This window comes from Methanooceanicella nereidis, assembly GCF_021023085.1.
Classification (GTDB): domain Archaea; phylum Halobacteriota; class Methanocellia; order Methanocellales; family Methanocellaceae; genus Methanooceanicella; species Methanooceanicella nereidis.
Map to the genome: position 1 here is coordinate 286,940 of NZ_PGCK01000003.1, position 20,165 is coordinate 307,104.

The 20,165-nt window shown below is 46.5% G+C and carries 18 protein-coding genes and 1 other RNA gene; 9 read left to right on the plus strand and 10 right to left on the minus strand.

The window, feature by feature from the left end:
• Positions 1-2 precede the first annotated feature (2 nt).
• Both CUJ83_RS05615 and CUJ83_RS05620 read right to left on the minus strand, forming a co-directional pair.
• A complete protein-coding gene (locus CUJ83_RS05615) occupies positions 3-1,178 on the minus strand; it encodes a nucleotidyltransferase family protein (RefSeq protein ID WP_230741304.1) in 1,176 nt (391 codons plus the stop codon).
• Positions 1,179-1,476: 298 nt separating this feature from the next.
• Positions 1,477-3,543 (minus strand): glucosidase family protein, encoded by a 2,067-nt coding sequence (locus CUJ83_RS05620; RefSeq protein ID WP_230741305.1) that lies wholly within the window; start codon positions 3,541-3,543, stop codon positions 1,477-1,479.
• 312 nt (positions 3,544-3,855) lie between these two features.
• Here CUJ83_RS05620 and CUJ83_RS05625 point away from each other — a divergent pair, with 312 nt between their 5' ends.
• Positions 3,856-4,299, plus strand: coding sequence for an Hsp20/alpha crystallin family protein (locus CUJ83_RS05625; RefSeq protein ID WP_230741306.1), 444 nt, complete (start codon positions 3,856-3,858; stop codon positions 4,297-4,299).
• Between the two features lie 378 nt (positions 4,300-4,677).
• Positions 4,678-5,100: a hypothetical protein gene (locus CUJ83_RS05630; RefSeq protein ID WP_230741307.1), complete on the plus strand. Its 423-nt coding sequence runs from the start codon at positions 4,678-4,680 to the stop codon at positions 5,098-5,100.
• Between the two features lie 173 nt (positions 5,101-5,273).
• On the opposite strand, the gene CUJ83_RS05635 is transcribed toward CUJ83_RS05630, so the two are convergent.
• The 4 genes from CUJ83_RS05635 to rnpB all read right to left on the minus strand — a co-directional run bounded on the left by CUJ83_RS05635 (position 5,274) and on the right by rnpB (position 8,057).
• Positions 5,274-5,654, minus strand: coding sequence for a roadblock/LC7 domain-containing protein (locus CUJ83_RS05635; protein ID WP_230741308.1), 381 nt, complete (start codon positions 5,652-5,654; stop codon positions 5,274-5,276).
• The gene (locus CUJ83_RS05640) at positions 5,655-6,860 is read right to left on the minus strand and encodes a GTP-binding protein (RefSeq protein ID WP_230741309.1); all 1,206 of its coding nucleotides are present in this window, start codon (positions 6,858-6,860) and stop codon (positions 5,655-5,657) included.
• Positions 6,853-7,566 (minus strand): RAD55 family ATPase, encoded by a 714-nt coding sequence (locus CUJ83_RS05645; protein WP_230741310.1) that lies wholly within the window; start codon positions 7,564-7,566, stop codon positions 6,853-6,855. Before CUJ83_RS05645 ends, CUJ83_RS05640 begins: the two co-directional genes overlap by 8 nt.
• A gap of 188 nt (positions 7,567-7,754) precedes the next feature.
• Positions 7,755-8,057: RNase P RNA component (gene rnpB, locus CUJ83_RS05650), an RNA gene on the minus strand.
• Positions 8,058-8,178: 121 nt separating this feature from the next.
• Between rnpB and CUJ83_RS05655 the strand changes: the two genes are divergently transcribed.
• Positions 8,179-8,799, plus strand: a complete 621-nt coding sequence (locus CUJ83_RS05655) for a TIGR00296 family protein (RefSeq protein WP_230741311.1) — start codon at positions 8,179-8,181, stop codon at positions 8,797-8,799.
• Positions 8,800-8,909: 110 nt separating this feature from the next.
• Here CUJ83_RS05655 and CUJ83_RS05660 read toward each other — a convergent pair whose 3' ends face one another.
• Both CUJ83_RS05660 and CUJ83_RS05665 read right to left on the minus strand, forming a co-directional pair.
• On the minus strand, positions 8,910-9,596 hold the full coding sequence (locus tag CUJ83_RS05660) for a TIGR00153 family protein (protein WP_230741312.1): 687 nt from the start codon (positions 9,594-9,596) through the stop codon (positions 8,910-8,912).
• Complete coding sequence (locus tag CUJ83_RS05665) at positions 9,593-10,597, minus strand: inorganic phosphate transporter (RefSeq protein WP_230741313.1); 1,005 nt, start codon at positions 10,595-10,597, stop codon at positions 9,593-9,595. The genes CUJ83_RS05660 and CUJ83_RS05665 overlap by 4 nt, the downstream gene beginning before the upstream one ends.
• A gap of 380 nt (positions 10,598-10,977) precedes the next feature.
• On the opposite strand from CUJ83_RS05665, the gene CUJ83_RS05670 reads away from it, so the two are divergent.
• The 5 genes from CUJ83_RS05670 to CUJ83_RS05690 all read left to right on the plus strand — a co-directional run bounded on the left by CUJ83_RS05670 (position 10,978) and on the right by CUJ83_RS05690 (position 16,206).
• Entirely contained in the window at positions 10,978-12,339 is a 1,362-nt protein-coding gene (locus CUJ83_RS05670) for a dihydroorotase (RefSeq protein ID WP_230741314.1), read from the plus strand.
• A 496-nt stretch (positions 12,340-12,835) separates the two neighbouring features.
• Entirely contained in the window at positions 12,836-13,147 is a 312-nt protein-coding gene (locus tag CUJ83_RS05675; protein ID WP_230741315.1) for a DUF167 domain-containing protein, read from the plus strand.
• Complete coding sequence (locus CUJ83_RS05680; protein WP_230741316.1) at positions 13,147-13,560, plus strand: toprim domain-containing protein; 414 nt, start codon at positions 13,147-13,149, stop codon at positions 13,558-13,560. The genes CUJ83_RS05675 and CUJ83_RS05680 overlap by 1 nt, the downstream gene beginning before the upstream one ends.
• A gap of 400 nt (positions 13,561-13,960) precedes the next feature.
• Positions 13,961-15,382 (plus strand): DNA primase DnaG, encoded by a 1,422-nt coding sequence (dnaG, locus tag CUJ83_RS05685; RefSeq protein WP_230741317.1) that lies wholly within the window; start codon positions 13,961-13,963, stop codon positions 15,380-15,382.
• Between the two features lie 533 nt (positions 15,383-15,915).
• A complete protein-coding gene (locus CUJ83_RS05690) occupies positions 15,916-16,206 on the plus strand; it encodes a UPF0058 family protein (protein WP_230741318.1) in 291 nt (96 codons plus the stop codon).
• Here the strand turns inward: CUJ83_RS05690 and rimI are convergent.
• Positions 16,172-16,630, minus strand: coding sequence for a ribosomal protein S18-alanine N-acetyltransferase (gene rimI / locus CUJ83_RS05695; RefSeq protein WP_230741319.1), 459 nt, complete (start codon positions 16,628-16,630; stop codon positions 16,172-16,174). The two genes, CUJ83_RS05690 and rimI, sit on opposite strands and share 35 nt — an antisense overlap.
• 42 nt (positions 16,631-16,672) lie before the next feature.
• Between rimI and CUJ83_RS05700 the strand changes: the two genes are divergently transcribed.
• Positions 16,673-17,086 carry a UPF0146 family protein gene (locus CUJ83_RS05700; RefSeq protein ID WP_230741320.1) on the plus strand — a complete coding sequence of 138 codons (414 nt, stop codon included), beginning with the start codon at positions 16,673-16,675 and terminating at the stop codon, positions 17,084-17,086.
• A gap of 13 nt (positions 17,087-17,099) precedes the next feature.
• Here the strand turns inward: CUJ83_RS05700 and CUJ83_RS05705 are convergent, their stop codons facing one another.
• Complete coding sequence (locus tag CUJ83_RS05705; RefSeq protein WP_230741321.1) at positions 17,100-19,160, minus strand: hypothetical protein; 2,061 nt, start codon at positions 19,158-19,160, stop codon at positions 17,100-17,102.
• Positions 19,161-20,165: the final 1,005 nt, after the last annotated feature.

Sequence of the window (20,165 nt, forward strand, 5' to 3'; positions counted from 1 at the left end):
TATTACGATCCGCTTACGTCGGTCTCGAACTCTTCATTGACGAAATCTTTCTTGACGCTGGTGTTCGCAGGCACGACGACTTCCGGCCATATCCTGACGTCCGAATGTACTGTGACATCGTTGCCGATCATTGTCCTGGGTCCTATCACTGTGCCGTTCTCGAGGATACAGTTCTTGCCGACCGTGATGTCGTTGTCCATGATGGTACCTGATACGGAGCATCCTGCGCCTATCTTGACCCCGTCATAGATATATGACGACAGTATGCGGGAATCATTACCTATGTGGCATGAGTTACCTATCGACGTGTACGGGCCTATGAGCACATTATCGCCAATGGCCGTATTCTCCCCGATATAGACGGGTCCTACGATAACGGAATTTTTACCTACCGATACGTTATTGCCGACATCCATGGGGCCGTTGAGCTTAGCGTTCTCCACAAGAAGCCTGCCGTGGATATATGTGCCCGGCATGTTTTCCAGCATCCATTTTTGGGCTTCACGGTAAGCCCTGGGGTTACCGACGTCTGTCCACTGTCCTCTGGCGAGCCATCCGCTGATGGTCTTCCCCTCTTCCAGCAGTTTCGGGAAAAGGTCTTTTGCGAAGTCATACTTTCTCTTGGGTATATAGTCCAGGATCTCCGGGCTTAGCGCATAAATGCCCGTCGATGCCAGGTTTGAGAATATTTCCCCCGGTCCGGGCTTTTCTTTAAACCTGTGTATCACGTGGTTATTGTCAAGATCGACTATGCCGAACTCTCTCGGGTCGTCTATACTTAAAAGCGATATCGTTACCATGCCGGACGACTTATTATGAAAATCATATAGCTCCCTTAAATTCAGGTTTAGAACATGGTCGCCGCCGACGACGAGAAAAGGCGTGTCGTCCAGGTACTTCTCGGCGTTCTTGACGCTTCCCGCCGTACCCATCTTTTCCTTCTCATAAACGTACTTAATGTCAACCCCAAACAGAGAACCATCGCCCAGATAATTCTCTATGACCTCTCCCATATAGCCAAGCGTCATCACTATCTCGTTAAAGCCATTCTTGGACAGGTGTTCTACAAGGTGGCCGACCGATGGCTTATTCATGATCGGTATGCTGGGTTTAGGTCTTTCGAATGTCAGTGGGCGAAGCCTTGTGCCCGTGCCACCGCACAAAATACATGCTTTCATTACTGGTAACCTCTCTACTATAAGGTCTAAATCAACAGTTGTCTCACTGTACGGCCGATCCATATGCTGGTGAAGCCTATGCCTCGCGAGGCGACCTTTACCGAAATATCGGGGGCGGCCTTTTATTATATATTGTACTTCACAACCATATAAGCAAGCGGTCGGGTAATGCAGTATTATCCTTTATTATTTATGGGTATATAAACATGTTTCGAATTAAGAAGCAAATAGTTGACTTATCTATATTATATTTGCAAAAAAATGGCTTAATATATAAAATAAATGTGCATGCCTTGCGTCAGGCGTATTTTTCCAGGTATGGGTCCACCCACTGCGACCACCACTGGACCGGGTTTTTTACGGGCACAAGATCATGATCGCAGCTGAATATCTCACCGTTATAAAAAACGAATGCTTCTTCCATCTGGTGCATCAGGTTCGATAAGAGCAGGTCATCTATCAACCGTTTCTCCCCGGTCAGTCTTAAAAGCCTTATCAGGTACGGTGTGTCTCTCGGCCAGACCACCTCTTCATGGTATTCGCTGTCGTTGAGATATACGTTCCTGCCGGAACATTTCACGACGATACCGAACGGGATACTCCATTTCGTCCTTAGCAGTCTTTCCTTTACAATTCTCGAAATGCTCTCTAATTCCCTTAATGTGAACACATCCATACCGAGCAAGGATGCTGCCACCACACCCGGGGAGCCAGGGGTGTCATCTGACCTGCAGCCGAGCACAAAATCGTCTGTGGTCACCAGATCGTAAATATACCCTCCTTTAGCGTTAAAAAATACGGGCTTATAAGAGCGCAGGGCTTTGTAATAGAACATCTTACACCTGTCACTCAGCTTGAAATCCCTGATAAATTTACTGAAAAGCCATCCGGATTCCAGTGCCCTTATCCATTGAGCGTTTATCTCCGGCAGCAGGAATTTTTGAAGGTTCAATTCCTCAGTTGCGCCCAGGCTGATGAGTTCTTTTTCCCATGCCTCATTGACCCGGATCGGCAAATTGTATCCGTCAAGGTCCCGTCTCCCGTCAGTCCACGAATGCCACGACGGAACTCTTAAGAGGCCTTTCTGCCCGGCTATCGGTGCACCGTCCGGTGCCAGGGTCGACCTGGTCACGCCCCTCAGGTATTTTGAAAACGCCGAGGCCGATTCTCTGGCCAGCTCATCATCATTTGTATCCCGGACCACTTTTCCGGCAAGGATAAAAGCGAGAAGTGACGCATCGGCACTGTTATAGCTAAGCGGCGGGCCGGTCTCGCGAGGCGATACAAGGTTGGGGATCCTTCCGTACGCATCCTGTAGCTCATAAGACCTCAGGAGTATGCGTTTAATATCGTCAGTTCCACTGATCTTTTTTATGGTGTTATAGTTACTTAGAAGCCCCTCGAACTGATCCCTGAACCAGACCGTTTTAAACCAGAAATCCCCCGCTTCCTGAAAAACATGCCCGTCTATTTCCATACCGAACTTCGTCATCGCTATTGCCCTTGCAAGTATGGCCTTTTCATGATCTGAAGGCAACGGGTCGCTGAACAGTTTACTTTTTATGGAATTTGCATCTGTCAGGTCTTTTAACGGGCCTTTATCGTTATCCTGTCTAATAAGCCTGATAGCATCCCGCTCGCTGCCGGCGCATGAAAATCTCAGCGAAGCGGATCTTCCTTTCTTTTCGAATTCGTATAACGATAGTATCGTCCTGGTCTCCGGCACAAACGTTATATTTCCGTCTATCTTCGCCCTGTACCCGGAACCCAGCTTATATTTCCAGTCGATCTCAGTCCTGGATTCGATAATTTCCGACCCTTCGGCAAAAATACAGGATGAAATTTCATCCTTACTTACGGTGACTATGTCGGAGCTCATGCCATGCTTATGGGACCCCGGAGCAGAACCGTCATACATGAACCTTATGTCAAAAAATGGCTGGAAAATGATGGCCGTATCCTTCCCTTCAAAGCCCTGGATAGAGGCATTTACTATTCCCGATGCTCCGTCCGTGTCATAAAGATAATAGGACACTTTTAACCTGCCGTCATCGGCTCCATAAATGTGATCACATACCCACGGCGAAGCTCTCACGGAAAGCGGCTCGAGCTTCACATACCTGTTCTCTACCTTCAGGCCGGTCGCGATCGTATCTATAAATTTCCAGTATCTGTTTTTTATGATGGAGTACATGCCCTCGTAAGGATAGTCCCTGTTAGGCGAGATCTTATCGTATACGGGGCAAGAGAACACTGAGTGGGATAGCGTTGCATATTTTCTTTTTAAAATAACGTGCTTTGTCCTGGAGCCTCCTCCAAACAAGTCTTCTACCGGCTCCATCTCGACAGAAAGATCATCATCCATTGTTTATTATATTTATATGGTATGTATAAATGCATACCGGAACTTATTCCCTGCCGATGACGGATATCCGTGCAGAAAAATCTACTGGCATAAGATCGATCATAAAATGATCTCTCCGGGGGAACCATATAACTCTTTGAAAAGATTACTGATGTTTTGACAGGGTATGATCTCACAGGTTGATAAAGTATATTATTGGCTTCATTTATCCAAAAAACTCGGATTTAGCCTTTTCATACATTCAATATCCGAGAAAATTATAAATATATGCAATACTAACCTATAATTAGTAACCCTTAGGAGGGAAAAAGTATGAGATACATCTGGGATCCGTTTGACGAATTAAGAAAGATGCAATATAAAATGAGCAGAATTCTAGGTGAAATGCCAGAGCTGATGGAGCCTTCAGAGATGCTTCCGAGTACCGAGTCCGCCCAGGTCCCTTATGTGGACGTGCTTGAAAGGGAGAACGAGATCGTAGTGACCGCGGATCTTCCCGGTGTAGATAAGAAAGACATAAAGCTCAACGTCCAGGACAACACACTGGAGATCAGCGCCGAGAAGAGGGTCGAGAAGGAGGTCAAAGAAGAGGGATACATAAAGCGCGAACGCGCATATGACCGGTTCTACAGGACTATCCTTTTACCGACAGGTGTAGACTTTTCTAACTCCAAAGCGTCTTTCAATAACGGCGTATTGGAGATAGTCATGCCGAAACTGGAAGAGACCAAGAAGAAAACCATTCCAATAAGTTGATCCTAAAAGATATTCTCCAGGGTGAATGGCTTATCGCATAACGATGAGTCCACTTCACCTTCCACATCCCTTACTGTCTTAATATGATCCCTTTATCCTGTTGATCATATCCCCTTTAGCTTCGATAGATTGAGGACATCTATCAGGCATGTCATATCTGGTTCCATGAACTATGGCCGGCATATTTTCAAAGCCTTATCGTCCCTCATATGCACGTCATCTTCAGGATGGCAGGACTGCCCGGTTTAGCGATGAACGTGCTCAAAATTCTCGCTGATTTTGACCATAACTTTAACTTATCTTAATGCTAGTAATAGCATATATCAGGTATAATTCTATTTACAAGTTTTACGCCTTATAATGGGTGGAATTTTCAACATGAACTTAGAGAGCTCGGAAATAAAACAAAGGATCAAAGAAATGATAACAGACGGCATAAGCGATGAATATTTTAAGATATTGAGGGAACTCAAGGGTAGTTACCGGCCGGATGACATCGCAGCCGCAGCCATCGCGCTCTATGCGGAGCAGGGCGGAAAAAAGGACGTACGCAGGAGGACTCTAAAAGTCACAGAGTTCGTTCCGTTAAAATCTAAAGAGCACCTTTTAAGGTCCGTAAAGAAGAAAGAGGCTGAACAAAAGCCATCGATCAGGCCCAAAATGCAAAAAGAACTGGTCAAGGCCCCTCATAAGAAAGTAGCCCCCGGCACACAGCATCCCTCGAAGACAAGCCCTCAGGGAAAAAACATAAGCCCCAAGCGCCATTCCGGAAAGGGCGGTAAGCCTCAGGGACGGGCTTAAAATATTCATGATACAGGCATCACTTGAACTGCCTGTAACCCACTATTTTTTGTCATTATAATATTTAGATGGTATAAGCCTCTTTATGCGGAGCATGGGCTGGCAGGCCATACAGGCAGACAGTGATCCAAAAATGATCGGCAAGTACCTCGCCCATAAAGATCCAGCAGGGCCTATTTTTTGTTTTCGCTCAATATGTCCCGGATCTTTGCTATCGCATTGTCCATTTCCACAATTATGCTACCGAGGCCTGCCCTTGAGCCTGCGATCAGGACCAGCATGGCTCTTTCTCCTGCGCCCATTATGACAAGCTTACTCTCGTCAGTCTCCACTATCAGACGGTCAGGCACGCCCTGGTTCATCTCGAGCGTTGCGGTTTCCGCAGCCCCGAGCATCGTGGCCGCCATGATCGCGAACGTCTCAGCATGGACGTCCCCCGGCATGTTCGAGGTTATTAAAAGACCATCCCGTGATACGATCGCAAGGGCCTTTATGTCTCCCGAACCTCTCAGGTCATTTAAGACCTTGTCAAGCTTTTCTATCGCCCCGGCCATCTATCTAACACCTACTATCTTTTTTATAATGATGTCTATCGCCTGCGCTACGTTCATGTTGTTCGAGGCGCTCACTCTGACGATCGGTATATCCTCCGGGAGATTGATCTTTTTCCTGATCTTTTCAGTATCAAGCGCATCTTCCAGGTCCTGCTTGTTGGCAGCTATGATATACGGCACGTCTTTTGTTTTGGAGATGTTTAGCATCTCCACCGCCCTTTCAAAAGACTTAGGGTCAGTCGAGTCAATTACGACAATGATCCCAAGCGCATCCTTGGCTATGTTCTTGATTATGGGATTAAAGCGATCCTGGCCGGGAGTTCCGAACATGTCTATCGTGAAACCCTTTAGCATGACATGAGCGTAATCAACTGCGACGGTCGTGCCCATTCTGTCCACTGAAACTGATTTATCCGACGATAACGACGCAGCGGACCTGATAAATGTGGACTTCCCCGCGCCTTTAGGCCCCGTGACAAGTATCTTGGGTATGTGGACCTTTATGCCGCCGGGCTTGACTACCTTGAAAAGCGTGGGGAACTCCGGCGGCTTCGACCAATCGCACGTATACAGCTTGAAATACTGACCGTAACCTGATTCACCGCCGATCCTGTCGACCACCACGGATGAGTTGCAGAGCCCTTTTTTGACCTGTTCGACCAGCTCCGGCGGATATCCGTAATCGGTGAAATTATACACCACGATCCCCCCGTTAAGGACGGCCATCTTATTCCAGCGCTTTATGGATTCCAGGACTTTATTGATGTCCGGAATGCCGGGACCGCCGCCGCACGTATCCAGTATGGATGAAAGCGATGAGAAAACTATCATGTCACCCGGCGAGATCGAATCTATGATGCCTGTCATGGCATCGTCTATGGATTCTATGCTCTCGGGGTCTTTAACGTTAAAAGGCTCGGTTGGCGAAGCACCTATCAGCGAGGAATAAGCGTCGACAATGGCGAACCTGGAAGCATAAGGGATAAGGTCCCATCCGTATTCCCGGAAGTTAGACCTGATAAGGTCGGGGGAGCTTTTACTTGTGACATAATAGCAAACCCCATTATTGATAAGGTTAGTATAGGCGACTTGCATTCCGAAAATGTCCACGTCTACGGTCGGGGGGCCATAAAATATAATGGTCTTTCCGATCGGGAGGCCTCCCTTTAAATATCCGTCCAGGGTCGGTATGCCTGTCTTAATCATCTTTCACACCCCTGATGACCGCCATATCATTCACGACCTCGTACTCGAACCATCTGGTCGGCCTCGGTGTCAGCCCCGCAGCTCTCATATAATAACTGTCATTCTCCACTTTGACCTCTATGACGCCATTGAAAAGCTGTTTTAAAGTGGATATTGTCTGTTCGTCGTGCATGCCTTCTTCCACTACATAGACTCCCAGCGCCTTAATAGCCGTCACTCTTCCGGAAAAGACGTGCATGAATCTAAAAACGGTCTGAAGGTTCGAATACATCAGTATCGTCGAGAGCGAATTGATACAGAGCCTGACGTCCTTGATATTTTTATGCTTGCCGAACTCCTCTATGAACTGGCTGATGCGTACACCGATACCTGTCAGGTCTACGGGACTGGTAGCCCTCTTTATGCTTGGGGTATCATTACTGCCAAGCCCCAGGCTTTTTGAGATACAGTCCACTATGCCAATATTATTGATCTTTCCCTCTCCCTCCCCGGAAAATTTTTCAATGACACTTTCACCGGGGACTTTCGTGGTAAGGAAAATGACGCCCTCCTCCGAACTGAGGCCTGCTGCAATAATGTTGTTCAAGATAGAGTCCTTTCCGCTCATCGGGGGGCCGATCAACATGATATTAGCGCCTCCGCTAATGCCTCCGATGGCTTCGTCCAGCTCTTTTAAACCCAGATAATACTTGTGCATTTTGCTCATTTACCCGAACGTCTTCTAAGTAATAATGTAAGGATTTTCGTATATATTTAACTTGACATGGGCCGAGTTTAATGTTATGATAGTAATGAAAATCGATATCTTTTCTATTATTTTCCTTTATTTGAATTAAGTGTTTTCACAAAAAATGTTCTGATAGCTTTTATAAAAACAGGCTTCAGAATATTCGTGAGTATAGGATAGTAAGCCCCCTTATGTTTATGGCCTTGCGGCCGACGGCATTCATCTTAGCGCTTTTACCGGGGCCCGGGGCTGGATTCCCTTAGACCCGCTTTAGCTTGCACCCACAAGGATTGGCCGTTTCATCGGTTTACGGGCGACCTCTCCGTTACCGGATCATCGCATTTGCCCGCGACCGTGCCGTTTCTGTGCCATTGCCACGACTCTCGCCGTATGCCCTTACGGACATTTGTGCATCCAGACGGTGGGGGGACTTTCCTCACCAAATTGGCGGCAGCCGTCCCTCCTCTCTCACGAATATTATTTTCTGAAATCCTGGTATCCACCTAAGTTCGTTGACCTATTATATAAATATTTGCTAGCTACCCTTTTCCATCAATATATTTTTTTAGCCGGATAACATATCATTGATATATGCTGAGCATCGAAGAAGGCACTCTAGCGGTCAGGACCGCAAGAAAGGTCATAGAGGAGTATGTCAGGACTAACAGTGTACCCGAAGTAGAACTTCCCCGCCCGTTCGATGAACTGTCGGGCGTTTTTGTGACGCTGAAGAAGTCCCATGACCTCAGGGGTTGTATCGGCTACCCGTATCCGGACGTCCCGTTAAGGGAGGCGCTGGTCGACGCGGCGATACAGGCCGCCACTCAGGATCCGCGTTTTCCGAGGGTCAGGTCGGCGGAAATGGACAAGATCAATCTTGAGGTCACAGTCCTTTCCGAGCCGGAGCTTTTACGGATAAAACCCCTGGAAAGGCCCGAACATATCGTTATAGGCAGGGACGGGCTGATAATAGAGTACGGACTTTACAGGGGTCTATTATTACCACAGGTCCCCGTAGAGCAGGGCTGGAATGTCACCGATTATCTTGAAAATGCCTGTATGAAAGCAGGGCTATACCCTGACGCATGGGTGGACGACATGACAAAAGTGTATACTTTTACAGGCCAGATCTTCGAGGAGACTTCCCCGCGCGGTGAAGTGGTGGAAAAGAGATTTGATGAAATGCTGGAAAGGTGCGAGACACGAGATTAGATCAAAAATAGACTAATGGCACATGGGACAAACTTTAGGTAACAGGCCGGATCATACAGCCATTACCCTGGTCCGGTCCTTTATGCCATCAAGCATTTTTAAGTGTCCGCCTATCTCCTGGCGACTATTATCCTTATCCTGTCCGAAGCGTTCTCGGCATGGCCTGCCACCCACGCAAGCTCCTCTACGAGCTCTACAAGGTGGTATACCCCGATAGTGCCAAGCGCCTCCTCGTTCTCATAGATCGTCTTAATGGTCTTGACCCTGGCAACGTCTACGTTGTGCTTATGGGTATCGACTTCGTTGATGATGCTCTGTATCTCCTTTACTCTCTTAGAGGAGAATGAAGAATCAAGCAGGTTAACGATCTTTCCGACTGCGTCGACATGAGCGTTTACCGTGATCATGACCTCGCTCTCAAGGTTCAGTACTGCTTCCTTTACTGCAGGCGTGATGTTCACCTTTTTTATCCAGAGCATTTGCGACACTATCTCTGCGCTATTGGCAATGTCATCCTGCTGCTTTAAGAAGTTGATGATGTCCGCCCTGTCAACCGGCATGAGTAAAGTCGAGGGCATGTTTTCACGAATGGTATGTTTTACGTGATCGGCAGCATGCTCCAGAGTACTGATCTCTTTAAAGAGCGTATCCACTTTTGCCTCGTCACCGTCCAGGTATGCCTTGACCGCCTCGTCCATCTTCATTGCGGTAAGCCTGACCTTCTCCGCGTGTTCGTTTAGCGGCCTGAACGGCGACCTCGCAAAGAGGTCCATTATAGATTTTAGCGTATCCGTCATATTCCCACCAGCATTAATACGTAGTATGATAAGGCTGCAGCGATTGCCGCGACGGGTATGGTGAGCACCCATGCCATTAATATATTTAAGACCACCTTCTTATTTAATACTCCGGTACCTCCACTCATGACGGTACCGACGACGCTAGAAGATAGTACGTGTGTCGTACTTATAGGTGCCCCTATGTGAGAACCTACTGCGATGGTCAGGGCAGTGGCCGTTTCCGCCGCAAATCCCTGTGAGGGCGACAGCTCTTCCTTTCCGATACGCTCGCCGAGCGTCCTGATTATTCTCCATCCGCCCATGGCAGTCCCCAGGCCTATGGCCAGTGCACAGGCTATTATCATCCAGGTCTCAATGATCGGCTCGCTGTGCCCATATGTGACGGCGACGAACATGGCTATTATGCCCATGGTCTTTTGAGCATCGTTAGAACCATGGCTCAGGCTTACTGCCGCTGAGGACAGGATCTGTATTTTCTTAAATATCGAATTGCTTTTTTGCTTATCCATCCTGGATATGACATAACGCCCGATGATCAGCATGAACACCAGGCCCAGAACAACGCCGACCACCGGTGATACAAGGAGTGCGAGTATCACTTTAGTTAATCCGCTCCACTTTACCCCTGCAAAACCGATGGCAGCCAGTCCGCTGCCAACGAGGCCCCCTATCAAAGCATGCGATGAGCTTACAGGGAGTCCATACCACCATGTTAAAAGATCCCATAATATCGCACCCATCAGGCCAGCCATGACCATCTCTATAGTCAGGAATTCCGAGGGTATGATACTTGTAGCGATAACTTTTGCAACTGCAGTGCCCAGTAAGAACGGGCCTATCATGTTCATTAACGCTGCAATGCTGATAGCGACCTGGGGGGGAAGGGCTTTAGTATAGATGACTGTGGCCACCGAATTGGCCGTGTCATGAAAACCGTTCATCATGTCAAATGCGAGGGCCACCAATATTGCGATGACCATTAATATAAATGGGTCCATTATTCTTCCCCGTAATATATATGTCTATATTGGATTATCACTTCTAAGACTATGGCATCGTGTATAATAGTTGCTATATAACAATATATATTCTATATAGAAATTGCTTATTTGTCATGGTTTTTACTGTTGCCGTTTTTATACGTGGAAAAATTATTTTTGCATATTTTTGGACAATTATACATGAATATATAGAACTCAATATTCAACTTATCGATCGAAAAAAGACCCGGATCGCCAGGCATTTTTAAAAAGGCCGTTAAAGATCCACTAATATTATATTATGATACTATATCAAGGGCAGTAGCATTAAAAAAGATGATCCTTCGCACATTTGCGTAACCAAAGTTATATATTTCCGTACGAAAGTCTCTACCTTGATGTACGGGCTGGTAGTAGAGAACGCAAAGGTCTGTTTTGACGATAATATCGTGACCTGCTCCATAGGCATTGATGGCGGCAAGATCAGGAAGATAGCCAAGATAATCAAGGGCGAAGAGACTTACGATGCCCGGGGGCTACTCGCTCTGCCCGGCGCCATAGACACACATGTGCACTTCCGGGACATGGAGCAGGAGGAAAAGGAGACCTGGGTCACAGGCTCACGGTCCGCGCTCTACGGGGGAGTAACCACTGTTATAGATATGCCGAACACGAGCCCGCCCACTTTTGACAGAGATTCTTTTGATATGAAGCTGGCTATCGCTAAGAACAGCTCGATGATCGATTTCGGGATAAATGCCGGAGTATCCACAGACCTGGACGAACTGCCCAGGCTATGGAAAAAGGGCGCGATGGCATTCGGCGAGATATTCATGGCGAAAAGCACCGGAGGGTTTAACGTCGATGAGGATACGCTGCGCGATGCGCTGAGGATGATCTCAAAGATGGGCGCGACGGCCAGCATCCACGCGGAAGATGAAGCCCTGCATGAGGAATTGAAGAAAGCCCTAAAAAATGATACAAGCCCGTCGGTCCACTCACAGATGAGGCCGGTGGAATCCGAGATCAACGCCGTCATGGGGGCAATCAGACTGGTAAAAGAGACCAGGGTGGCCATGCATCTCACCCATATAAGCACGGCTAAGACCATAGAGTTGATAAAAGGGGAAGGCATAACCTGCGATGTCACGCCGCATCATCTGCTTTTACACATGAAGCACTGGGATAAGCTCGGCGCCAGGGCCAAGATGAACCCTCCCATAAGGCACGACAGGGAGATCAACGCACTCTGGGAAGGCGTGAATGACGGCTCTATCGACGTTCTTGCTTCAGACCACGCTCCTCATACGAAAGAGGAAAAGGATACGGATGTTAGGTCTGCCCCGTCCGGGGTGCCGGGCGTGGAGACCATGATGCCGCTGATGCTCAAAGCGGTGTACGACAGAAAGCTGTCCCTGAAGAGGCTCATCGATATGGCCTCGGAGAACCCCGCTCGCATTTTTGGCATAGAAGGAAAAGGCAGGATACAGGAAGGGTATGATGCGGACATAATGTTCGTGGATATGAGCGCGGTGAAAATGATCACTGCCGCTGACCTGCACAGCAAAGCCGGATGGACGCCTTTCGAGGGCTTCGAAGGTATATTCCCTGTCGCAGTGATGCAGCGCGGCAATATACTGCTCGACGGAAAGGAGTTTTATGCAAAGCGCGGGGACGGGAATTTCCTGAGGGGAAAAGGCTATAGGCCTCACAGCATCAAGGGCATGAAGAAAATGCTCGCCGGGAGATCCGGAAAATAGACTTTATTTCCCAATTTTAATGAAAATACGGCCAAATATATTATAACAAAACTTATATAAAGTAGTACACTACCATATATACATGCTCTCTACGAGGACGGGCGTGAATTCATCAGTCAATGAGCTTTTATGATCGCCTGTGCATAAGGGGAGCTAAATTCACAAATCGTGTTGTAAGGTCCTTGCCTGAGTTATTGGGTAACCCTATCTGTGAAGGACAAGACAACCTCAACGCGGTATATTTCAAACCCCCGGCCACGAGGGTAACTGGGAAGGACAGCGAGATTACTCATTGAGGATGATCTCCCGGAGTTAGTGACCAGGGGATATTTAAAATTACAATAAAAAATTTCGTTATTTCCTTTTTGTGATTTGTTTTGTTTTCTTTGTGGCAAATCCAGTATGGGATCTTAGCACTGGATAACGATACGCTTGTAGATATGTCAGCTCACAGTAACCAAAATGTTTTTATCTTTCACCCGCGACTTTCTTTCTGATGTCATTCGAAGATGCCATTAAGCCTGTCAAGGACGGCGTCGTTATCGACTTCGAAGTGACACCGGGCGCAAAGAATCCTGCGATGCCCAGCGGTTATAACGTCTGGCGTAAAAGGATCGAGGTAAAGCTTCGCTCCCCTCCCGAAAAAGGGAAGGCTAACGAGGAACTAATAAGCGCGCTATCCGGATTGCTGAACGTCAAAGCGGCCTACATAGAGATAATGTCAGGAAGCACGAACCAGTGGAAGTCGATAAAAGTAACAGGCGTCAATGCCGATGACGTCGCAAAATGCTTTAGAGGAAAACTGTAATGGACGATCGTGAGCGCCTCGAGGAGATACAGGCACTTATCGACGAGATAGCCGATCGTGCAATGCACGGGGCGACGATACTTGTTGAAGGTAAGCGAGACAGAGATTCGCTTATCTCGCTGGGAGTCCATGGGGACATAGTGATGACGTCCCAAAAGCAGCTATTTAACCTCGCGGAGGAACTGGCCAGGGAGAAGAAGGACATAGTTGTCCTCACTGACTGGGATGAGCGAGGCGATGAAGTAGCGCTTCAGATGGAGACATACCTGAAGGCAGACGGCGCGCGTCCGGACTGTGATCTGAGGTCGTCTCTAAAAGACCTTGTTAAAAAAGAGATAAAGGACATAGAAAGTTTATACAAATATGTTCAAAGGCTTAAGGAAGTTTGTTCCAGTAAACCACAACATTATTAAACTTTCATGACCAATTTAAAACAAGGTAATAACCTATACGATTATATCTCGCGCCAGAGGGAAAGTGGCGCCTGATATGCGACCGGTAATAGGAGATCACTATTAACATCAAAGCGGAAATCCATAAAACACCGATTTAAAATAGTCAGGTAATAATCATCATTCATCATACTTCACAGGAACGGAATGGCCTGTATGCGGAAAGGGCATATGACCGTTCGACTGAGATATATGAACATATGTCGATGGTTTCATCAGACCTCTCATTCCATCCATATGTCAGGGGAGCATGCATACTTGATATGCGTGCGCTAAGACCTTGTTTGATTGCCCTACTATTTTAAAGAAGGTTTTTGAGGATTTCAATAAGTGTTTAAATAATTTAAGGAAGTGTTTAAAAATGGAAGAATCTGACACAACAAAATATGTCATTCATGCTCACATCAACGCCGAAGGCGTCGTGGAACGCCCGGACGTTGTCGGAGCAGTATTTGGCCAGACAGAAGGCCTGCTTGGCGCAGACCTGGATCTGCGTGAGCTTCAGAAGACCGGAAGGATCGGGAGGATCGAGGTCAATATAACTTCAAAATATGGAAAGTCCAGCGGTAACATACTTATACCGTCAAGCCTGGACAAGGTCGAGACGTCCATCCTGGCAGCCGCCCTTGAGACCATCGACAGGGTAGGCCCGTGTATCTCGAAGATCACCGTCACGAAGATCGAGGATGTGCGTTCCTCGAAAAGGAAGCAGATCATCGACCGTGCAAAGCACATACTGACGGACATGTTCGACAACACCGTACCGGAGAGCCAGGAGATCACCGACGCCGTGAAACAGGCAGTCCGCGTAGAAGAGGTAACGTTCATAGACAACCTCCCCGCAGGCCCGAACGTGATAGACTCCGACGCAATACTCGTCGTGGAAGGACGGGCAGACGTGCTTAACCTGCTAAGGTACGGCATAAAGAACGCAATAGCGGTAGAGGGTACCAACGTCCCGCAGCTTATTGCCGAGCTGAGCAAGAAGAAGACCGTCACTGTATTTACGGATGGCGACAGGGGAGGAGAGCTCATTCTCAAGGAATTGCTCCAGGTCGCTGATGTGGACTATGTCGCAAGGGCTCCGGACGGCAAGGGCGTAGAGGAACTGACGCAGAAGGAGATCATCAAGTCACTCCGCAGCAAGGTGCCTGTCGAGCAGGTAGTCGAAGTCCCGCGCAGGCGCAGGGGCGCAGCACAACAGCAGGCCGAGGCCAAAGGCGAAGCAGCAGCCGCAACCAATGCAAAGGCGGAAGCAGCTCCGCAGCAGCAACAGGCCCAGCCACAGCGTGAGTACCAGCAGCGCGAGTACCAGCAGAGAGAGTACCCGCAGCGCGAGTACCAGCAGAGAGACTCGCGCGAGAGGCAGGAACGCGGAGAGACCCCGAGGAGAAAGAGCCTGAGAAGGTCCGATGAGAGGCCTGAGCGCCCTGAGAGGCGCGAGCAGAGGGAACCGCGCCAGGAACAGCAGCAGGCCCCGGTTAAAAAGGCGGAGCCGAAAGAAGTAGGCGAGTTCTCGGAGATCATGAACGAGCTCACCGGCACGCTCAGCGCAAAGCTCCTGGACGCTAACAAGAACGTCGTCTCGAAGGTTGCTGTCCGCGATCTCGCGAACACGCTCAAGGAGACCACTGCAGAAGTCAAGAGCGTAGTCTTTGACGGTGTCATAACCCAGAGGATGCTTGACATCGCCGCAGAGAAGAACCTTGATTACGTCGTGGGCGTCAAGATGGGCAGCATAGTAAAGCAGCCCGCAAATGTTAAAGTAATAACCACCGAGTAAATTATACTCGGTACCCTTTTCTTTTTATAATTGGATCATCTCATTCTCCCGGCCTGATAGTGGATCATATGCTCGTTGTCTTAAGGTATCATAGAATTGACATCAATGCATTTCTTAAAAAGGCTCTCAATATTTTTTAGAGTGATTTACCCGAGGTTATCCTGTGTGATAGATGTTCATCGGATGTTAAGCTATCATTTTAATGCCTTTGAACCTTTGACCTTAAAAAAATTTAGTGATATCGTGTTTTTGTGTCATTAGAGTTTACCCGGACGGGAAAAGACCTGATAGGCATAATCTCAAAAAACGTAAATGATCACCTTAAAATAAATGCGGGGTCTCATGAAGGCTTTCAATATGGGCCGGACGACTCCGGAAAATTTGATCATTGCGATATTATTGACCGGATTTAATTTAAACAGCCATTAAGCGTCAAATATATATCTTTTTAGGGCTTTCACCAACAACTATAAACTTTTAATCGCTTTAAACTACTCCACTTTATTAAGTAATACTCATGATGGGGGTTCTTTATGCAAAAAGAAGAATTGATATACTTACATACCACTCTTGTGCAGGTAAAAAGATTTTTAGAATCAGAGGGCGTTGAGGCGGACTTTAGCCGATATGAAAGCTTACATATTAGCCCGGTACATGTGCACAGGAGCAAGACCGACCATATGAACGCGATCTTTGTGCTCAGCGATGAAATCGGGCGTGCGATAAACCCCGGAAGAGACAACACGACCATAATCGGAAAGAAAGATAGAAAGCTAAACCTGCTCGGGGTCAAAGAAAAAGGGTTAGCTGATCTAAGGGCTTGATCATTACGTATGCGCTTTCGCCGTTCTTATAATATCCATTTATGATCCCGACGAACCGGAACCCCATCTTGAAATAAAAGGTCTGTGCAGCCAAATTACTGCTGCGCACCTCAAGCCTTACCATATTCGTGATCCTTCTTACCGACTCGATAAAATAGTTCGCCAGCATGCTCCCGATGGTCTTCCTTCTATACTCTTGCTTGACCCCCAGAAGTAATATCCTCGCTTCATCCATGAGCACGACCCCTATCAGGTAACCGCAGACGACGCCATCGCATTCCGCGACATAGAACCCATCGATCGGGTATCTTTCTATCATGGAATATAGTATTGGGCTGGGCTCATGAAAGATCTCCTCTTCAAGCTCTATCACTGCACGGGTATCCTCGGGTTCGAACGGCCTTATGTCTATCAGCCATATCACCTTGAATAACTATATACTGCTATACTAATTATATTGACGCTGATGGATATAACAGGTTATCAGGACATCGCCGATTTTATAAGATCGAACTATCCTTCCGGGTCGCGTATCGTCGAGGTCGGCGTCGGCAGACACCCTGAGGTAGCGCTGCTGCTGAAAAATGACTTTGATGTCATCTGCACAGACATACACGAGGAAGGCCCGCACGGGTTAAATTATGTGCGGGATGACATATTCAACCCTGACATGGGGATATACGAAGGCGCATCGCTGGTGTACTCTATCAGGCCTCCGGTGGACATGCAGGACTCCATCGCCGCAATAGCAAGGAAATGCGGGGCCGACCTCATCATAAGGCCGTTCTCCACAGAAAAGACGGACCTAAGAAAATATTTCCGGAACTTTAGATGTGTGAACTACAAAAGCGCCGTATTCTTCTATTATAAAAAAGATTAGCAGGGATCATGCTTTATAGGGACTTACGGCGGCCATTGACCGCATCGTAAGCAGCTTCCTTTACGCTTTTATAGATATTTCCATCATAAAGACAATATCCTTGTAGCCCGGTACCGATTATTCCAAGCCGGTCCCCCGACAGTGACCGCATTATAAACCCCATGTCTGATACGGCACAATTTTCGAAATAATTGCCCTTATCCTCTATCGACCCTTTTTCAACGCCATCGATCATACAATCTAACAAGAACTCTTCATTATCTTTATCTATCCTGTAAAACCGCCTATACGACCCTGCTCCTGCCGGACCTCTACAGGAATTGTCCCCCAAGAAAATATACTTCTTCCCTTCGACAGAACATTCCTTTGCGGCCTGTATCGATGTGTATACAGAATAGCCTGCAGCTATCATAATGTAGAAATTTTTCAAAACGTCAAGAGCCGCCTCATTATATATCGGGAACAACGTGGCGATGCCGCAGGTCGAACTCTTTCGGACCATGCATGCGCCCTCTTCATAACTGGAATCCGTACATAAAAAGAACGCCGAAGCATCTACCACATCCATGTCAGAGGCCTTTACAAACCCGTCGGCACACATAAAACCTTGAGCATTATGTCTCCCGATGAATTGCACAAGCCCGTAGCCGGAAGCGAACGTATCCTTAACATCTTCAACATCGGCTTTCATGAGCAGATCTACCTTTAGATCAGTTTTGCTCAGAGGCTCGCAAATATCTACGACAGCTTCTTTCATGAACTCATCATTACAAATTATGGCCACCCTTCGCTTTCTTTTAGGTCTGGTATAATTGCTCTCGCTATATTCCGATGACGATAAACCGGATTTTATGGCATCTACCGGGTATCCGTCGCCCGGCCAGTGATTTGAGCGGGCATCATATAATACCGGTAAACAAACTTCATTCTTATCCGAATGCCCTAGCACGGGCCCACTTATAATTTTTGCCGGAGCATGACTGGATAAAAATTTTTTTATGGATAACATTATCGCGTCTCTATCCGTTAGCCGGTAACTTCGTGCAGAATGGATCGCGGACATCACGGGTAACAGTAATGGTAACGACCTGACCGACGCAGGTAATGGGTTTAAATATGAAGCCATATGCCATACAGGTATGCCTTTTAGCACATTTTCAATTTCAACGCCGGAATACAGTGCTAACCTGTCTTGCATGCTCATTGAAAATATCTCCGTGGGAGATCTGTCGAAAAGGTTTAACAGATCTATACCGTGGAAATATTTTCCCGTCATTGCCGCACATCTTACCGCACAGTCCATGTTGAACATTAGCCTGATCATTCCTGCCATATCGGTCTCAAATTCAGGCCACTTCGATAATCTTATCCGATCATGGCCTTTTAGCTCTATGGATGGCGTCTTATCAGTCTCAAGCGCGGCCCCGAGATAATAAGCAAGGGGTGAGGCGGAATATATGTATTTCAGGTCTTCTGGCAGTCTTATCACAATATCTGCGTGATCCGGTCCCAGGATGCTTCGAGAACGATCTGCTTTCGCTATATCTATACGGGGTAATGAATGCCTGAATAGCGGGTGGCTCTTAAAAGGGGATCTTTCAGAAGGCATTGAGCAGATATAAGATATGCAGTTAAGGATGTCCGCTGTATTTTCAGATATTCTTATAGTCCTGTTATCTTTGTTCCTGATACCGACCGTTATGACCGTATTGTTATGGTTAAAATCTATCTCTATGTTCGGAAGATCTATATTCAATGTGCATTCTGAATCAAATTTTAAGAAGGTTCGGTCTCCGGATTCTATGACCAGTATGTAACTATCATGAGCTAAATGGAGAATTCCTTCTCCTACAGGAATTACCCTGTTAATGTCACGCGCTTTAAGTAAAAAGACCCTGTTCCCTGTCAAATGCAGTTTATCAGCGATTTTTTTATATTTTCTATTGACAGAAAATGATGATCCTTTCTTATCAATAAGTCCATTTTCCACTTCATGTGCGACCTTTCCAGGCGTATGTACTTGATCGGATACAGGCATATCTTCCTGGTTATAGTAAATGCCGAAGTTTAACATAGTCCTCTAAACCTAAACTTGATCATTTTGTTAAGGACCTTTTTTCATTATTTTGAAATATAAAGATTTTGTAGTTTATTTATGATTATTAATTTGTAATTAGTTGTTTTTTAATTTATTTATTATAATTTGGATTTATTTAGGTTATAGCAGTAAATTTAAACTTCGAATACTATATGTGTATTTATTTGCAATATTTGAAATTTTTGATTTGTATTATATATAAAACAATGAGTGTTCCATCAGCAATAACTATAAATACAAAAAATCCCTTGTATGTTCTCGCGCATCCGGCATGATGCCTGAGCATAGTACCAGGTATAAAATGCGGCTGATGTGCAGGCATTCATAATGATGATTTATGATTGTCTGATGAAGTCTTTAGTAAGTTTTGCAAAATTCCCAAAACAAGCAAAACTATATATACTAATAACGACTTAAGAAGTAATCCCACGCGACACAACCGTGAAGTTGTGTAAATATGCGAATGGGAAGGCATTCATTAAAACGATAATGATTGTCTTTGATAGTCGTTTTAAAGTATTGTTATAGTGGCGCTCGAAGCAAAACTATATATACTAATAACGACTTAAGAAGTAATCCCGCGTAACAGTAAGTCGAAATCTTACATGATACGTGAACGGGAAGTATCTGTAGTAATTTGTCATAAAAATTTATGATAACTGGCAATAAAATTGTTGCCAAATTATCCATAAATTTAAGTCGACGAAAAACTATAAATACGAAAGCTGTATAATAACAGATTCCCGATAAAATACGGGATGAAAATGATAATAATCGCCGTAGTCTGCTCATACGATCACGACCCTGTGTGTCAACACGGGATGAGGGATCGTTCTAAGGCTGCGGTATATCTTTAGTGAGGAGTCGAGGGGTGCACCTGTTTGTTGGTGTTATCGCGATCTCTGATGTTTGGTTGGTTGTTCGATATTTTCTGGCTGGTGTACGTTGTGTTTGTTTGCGTATGCTAGTTGGTTTGTATCG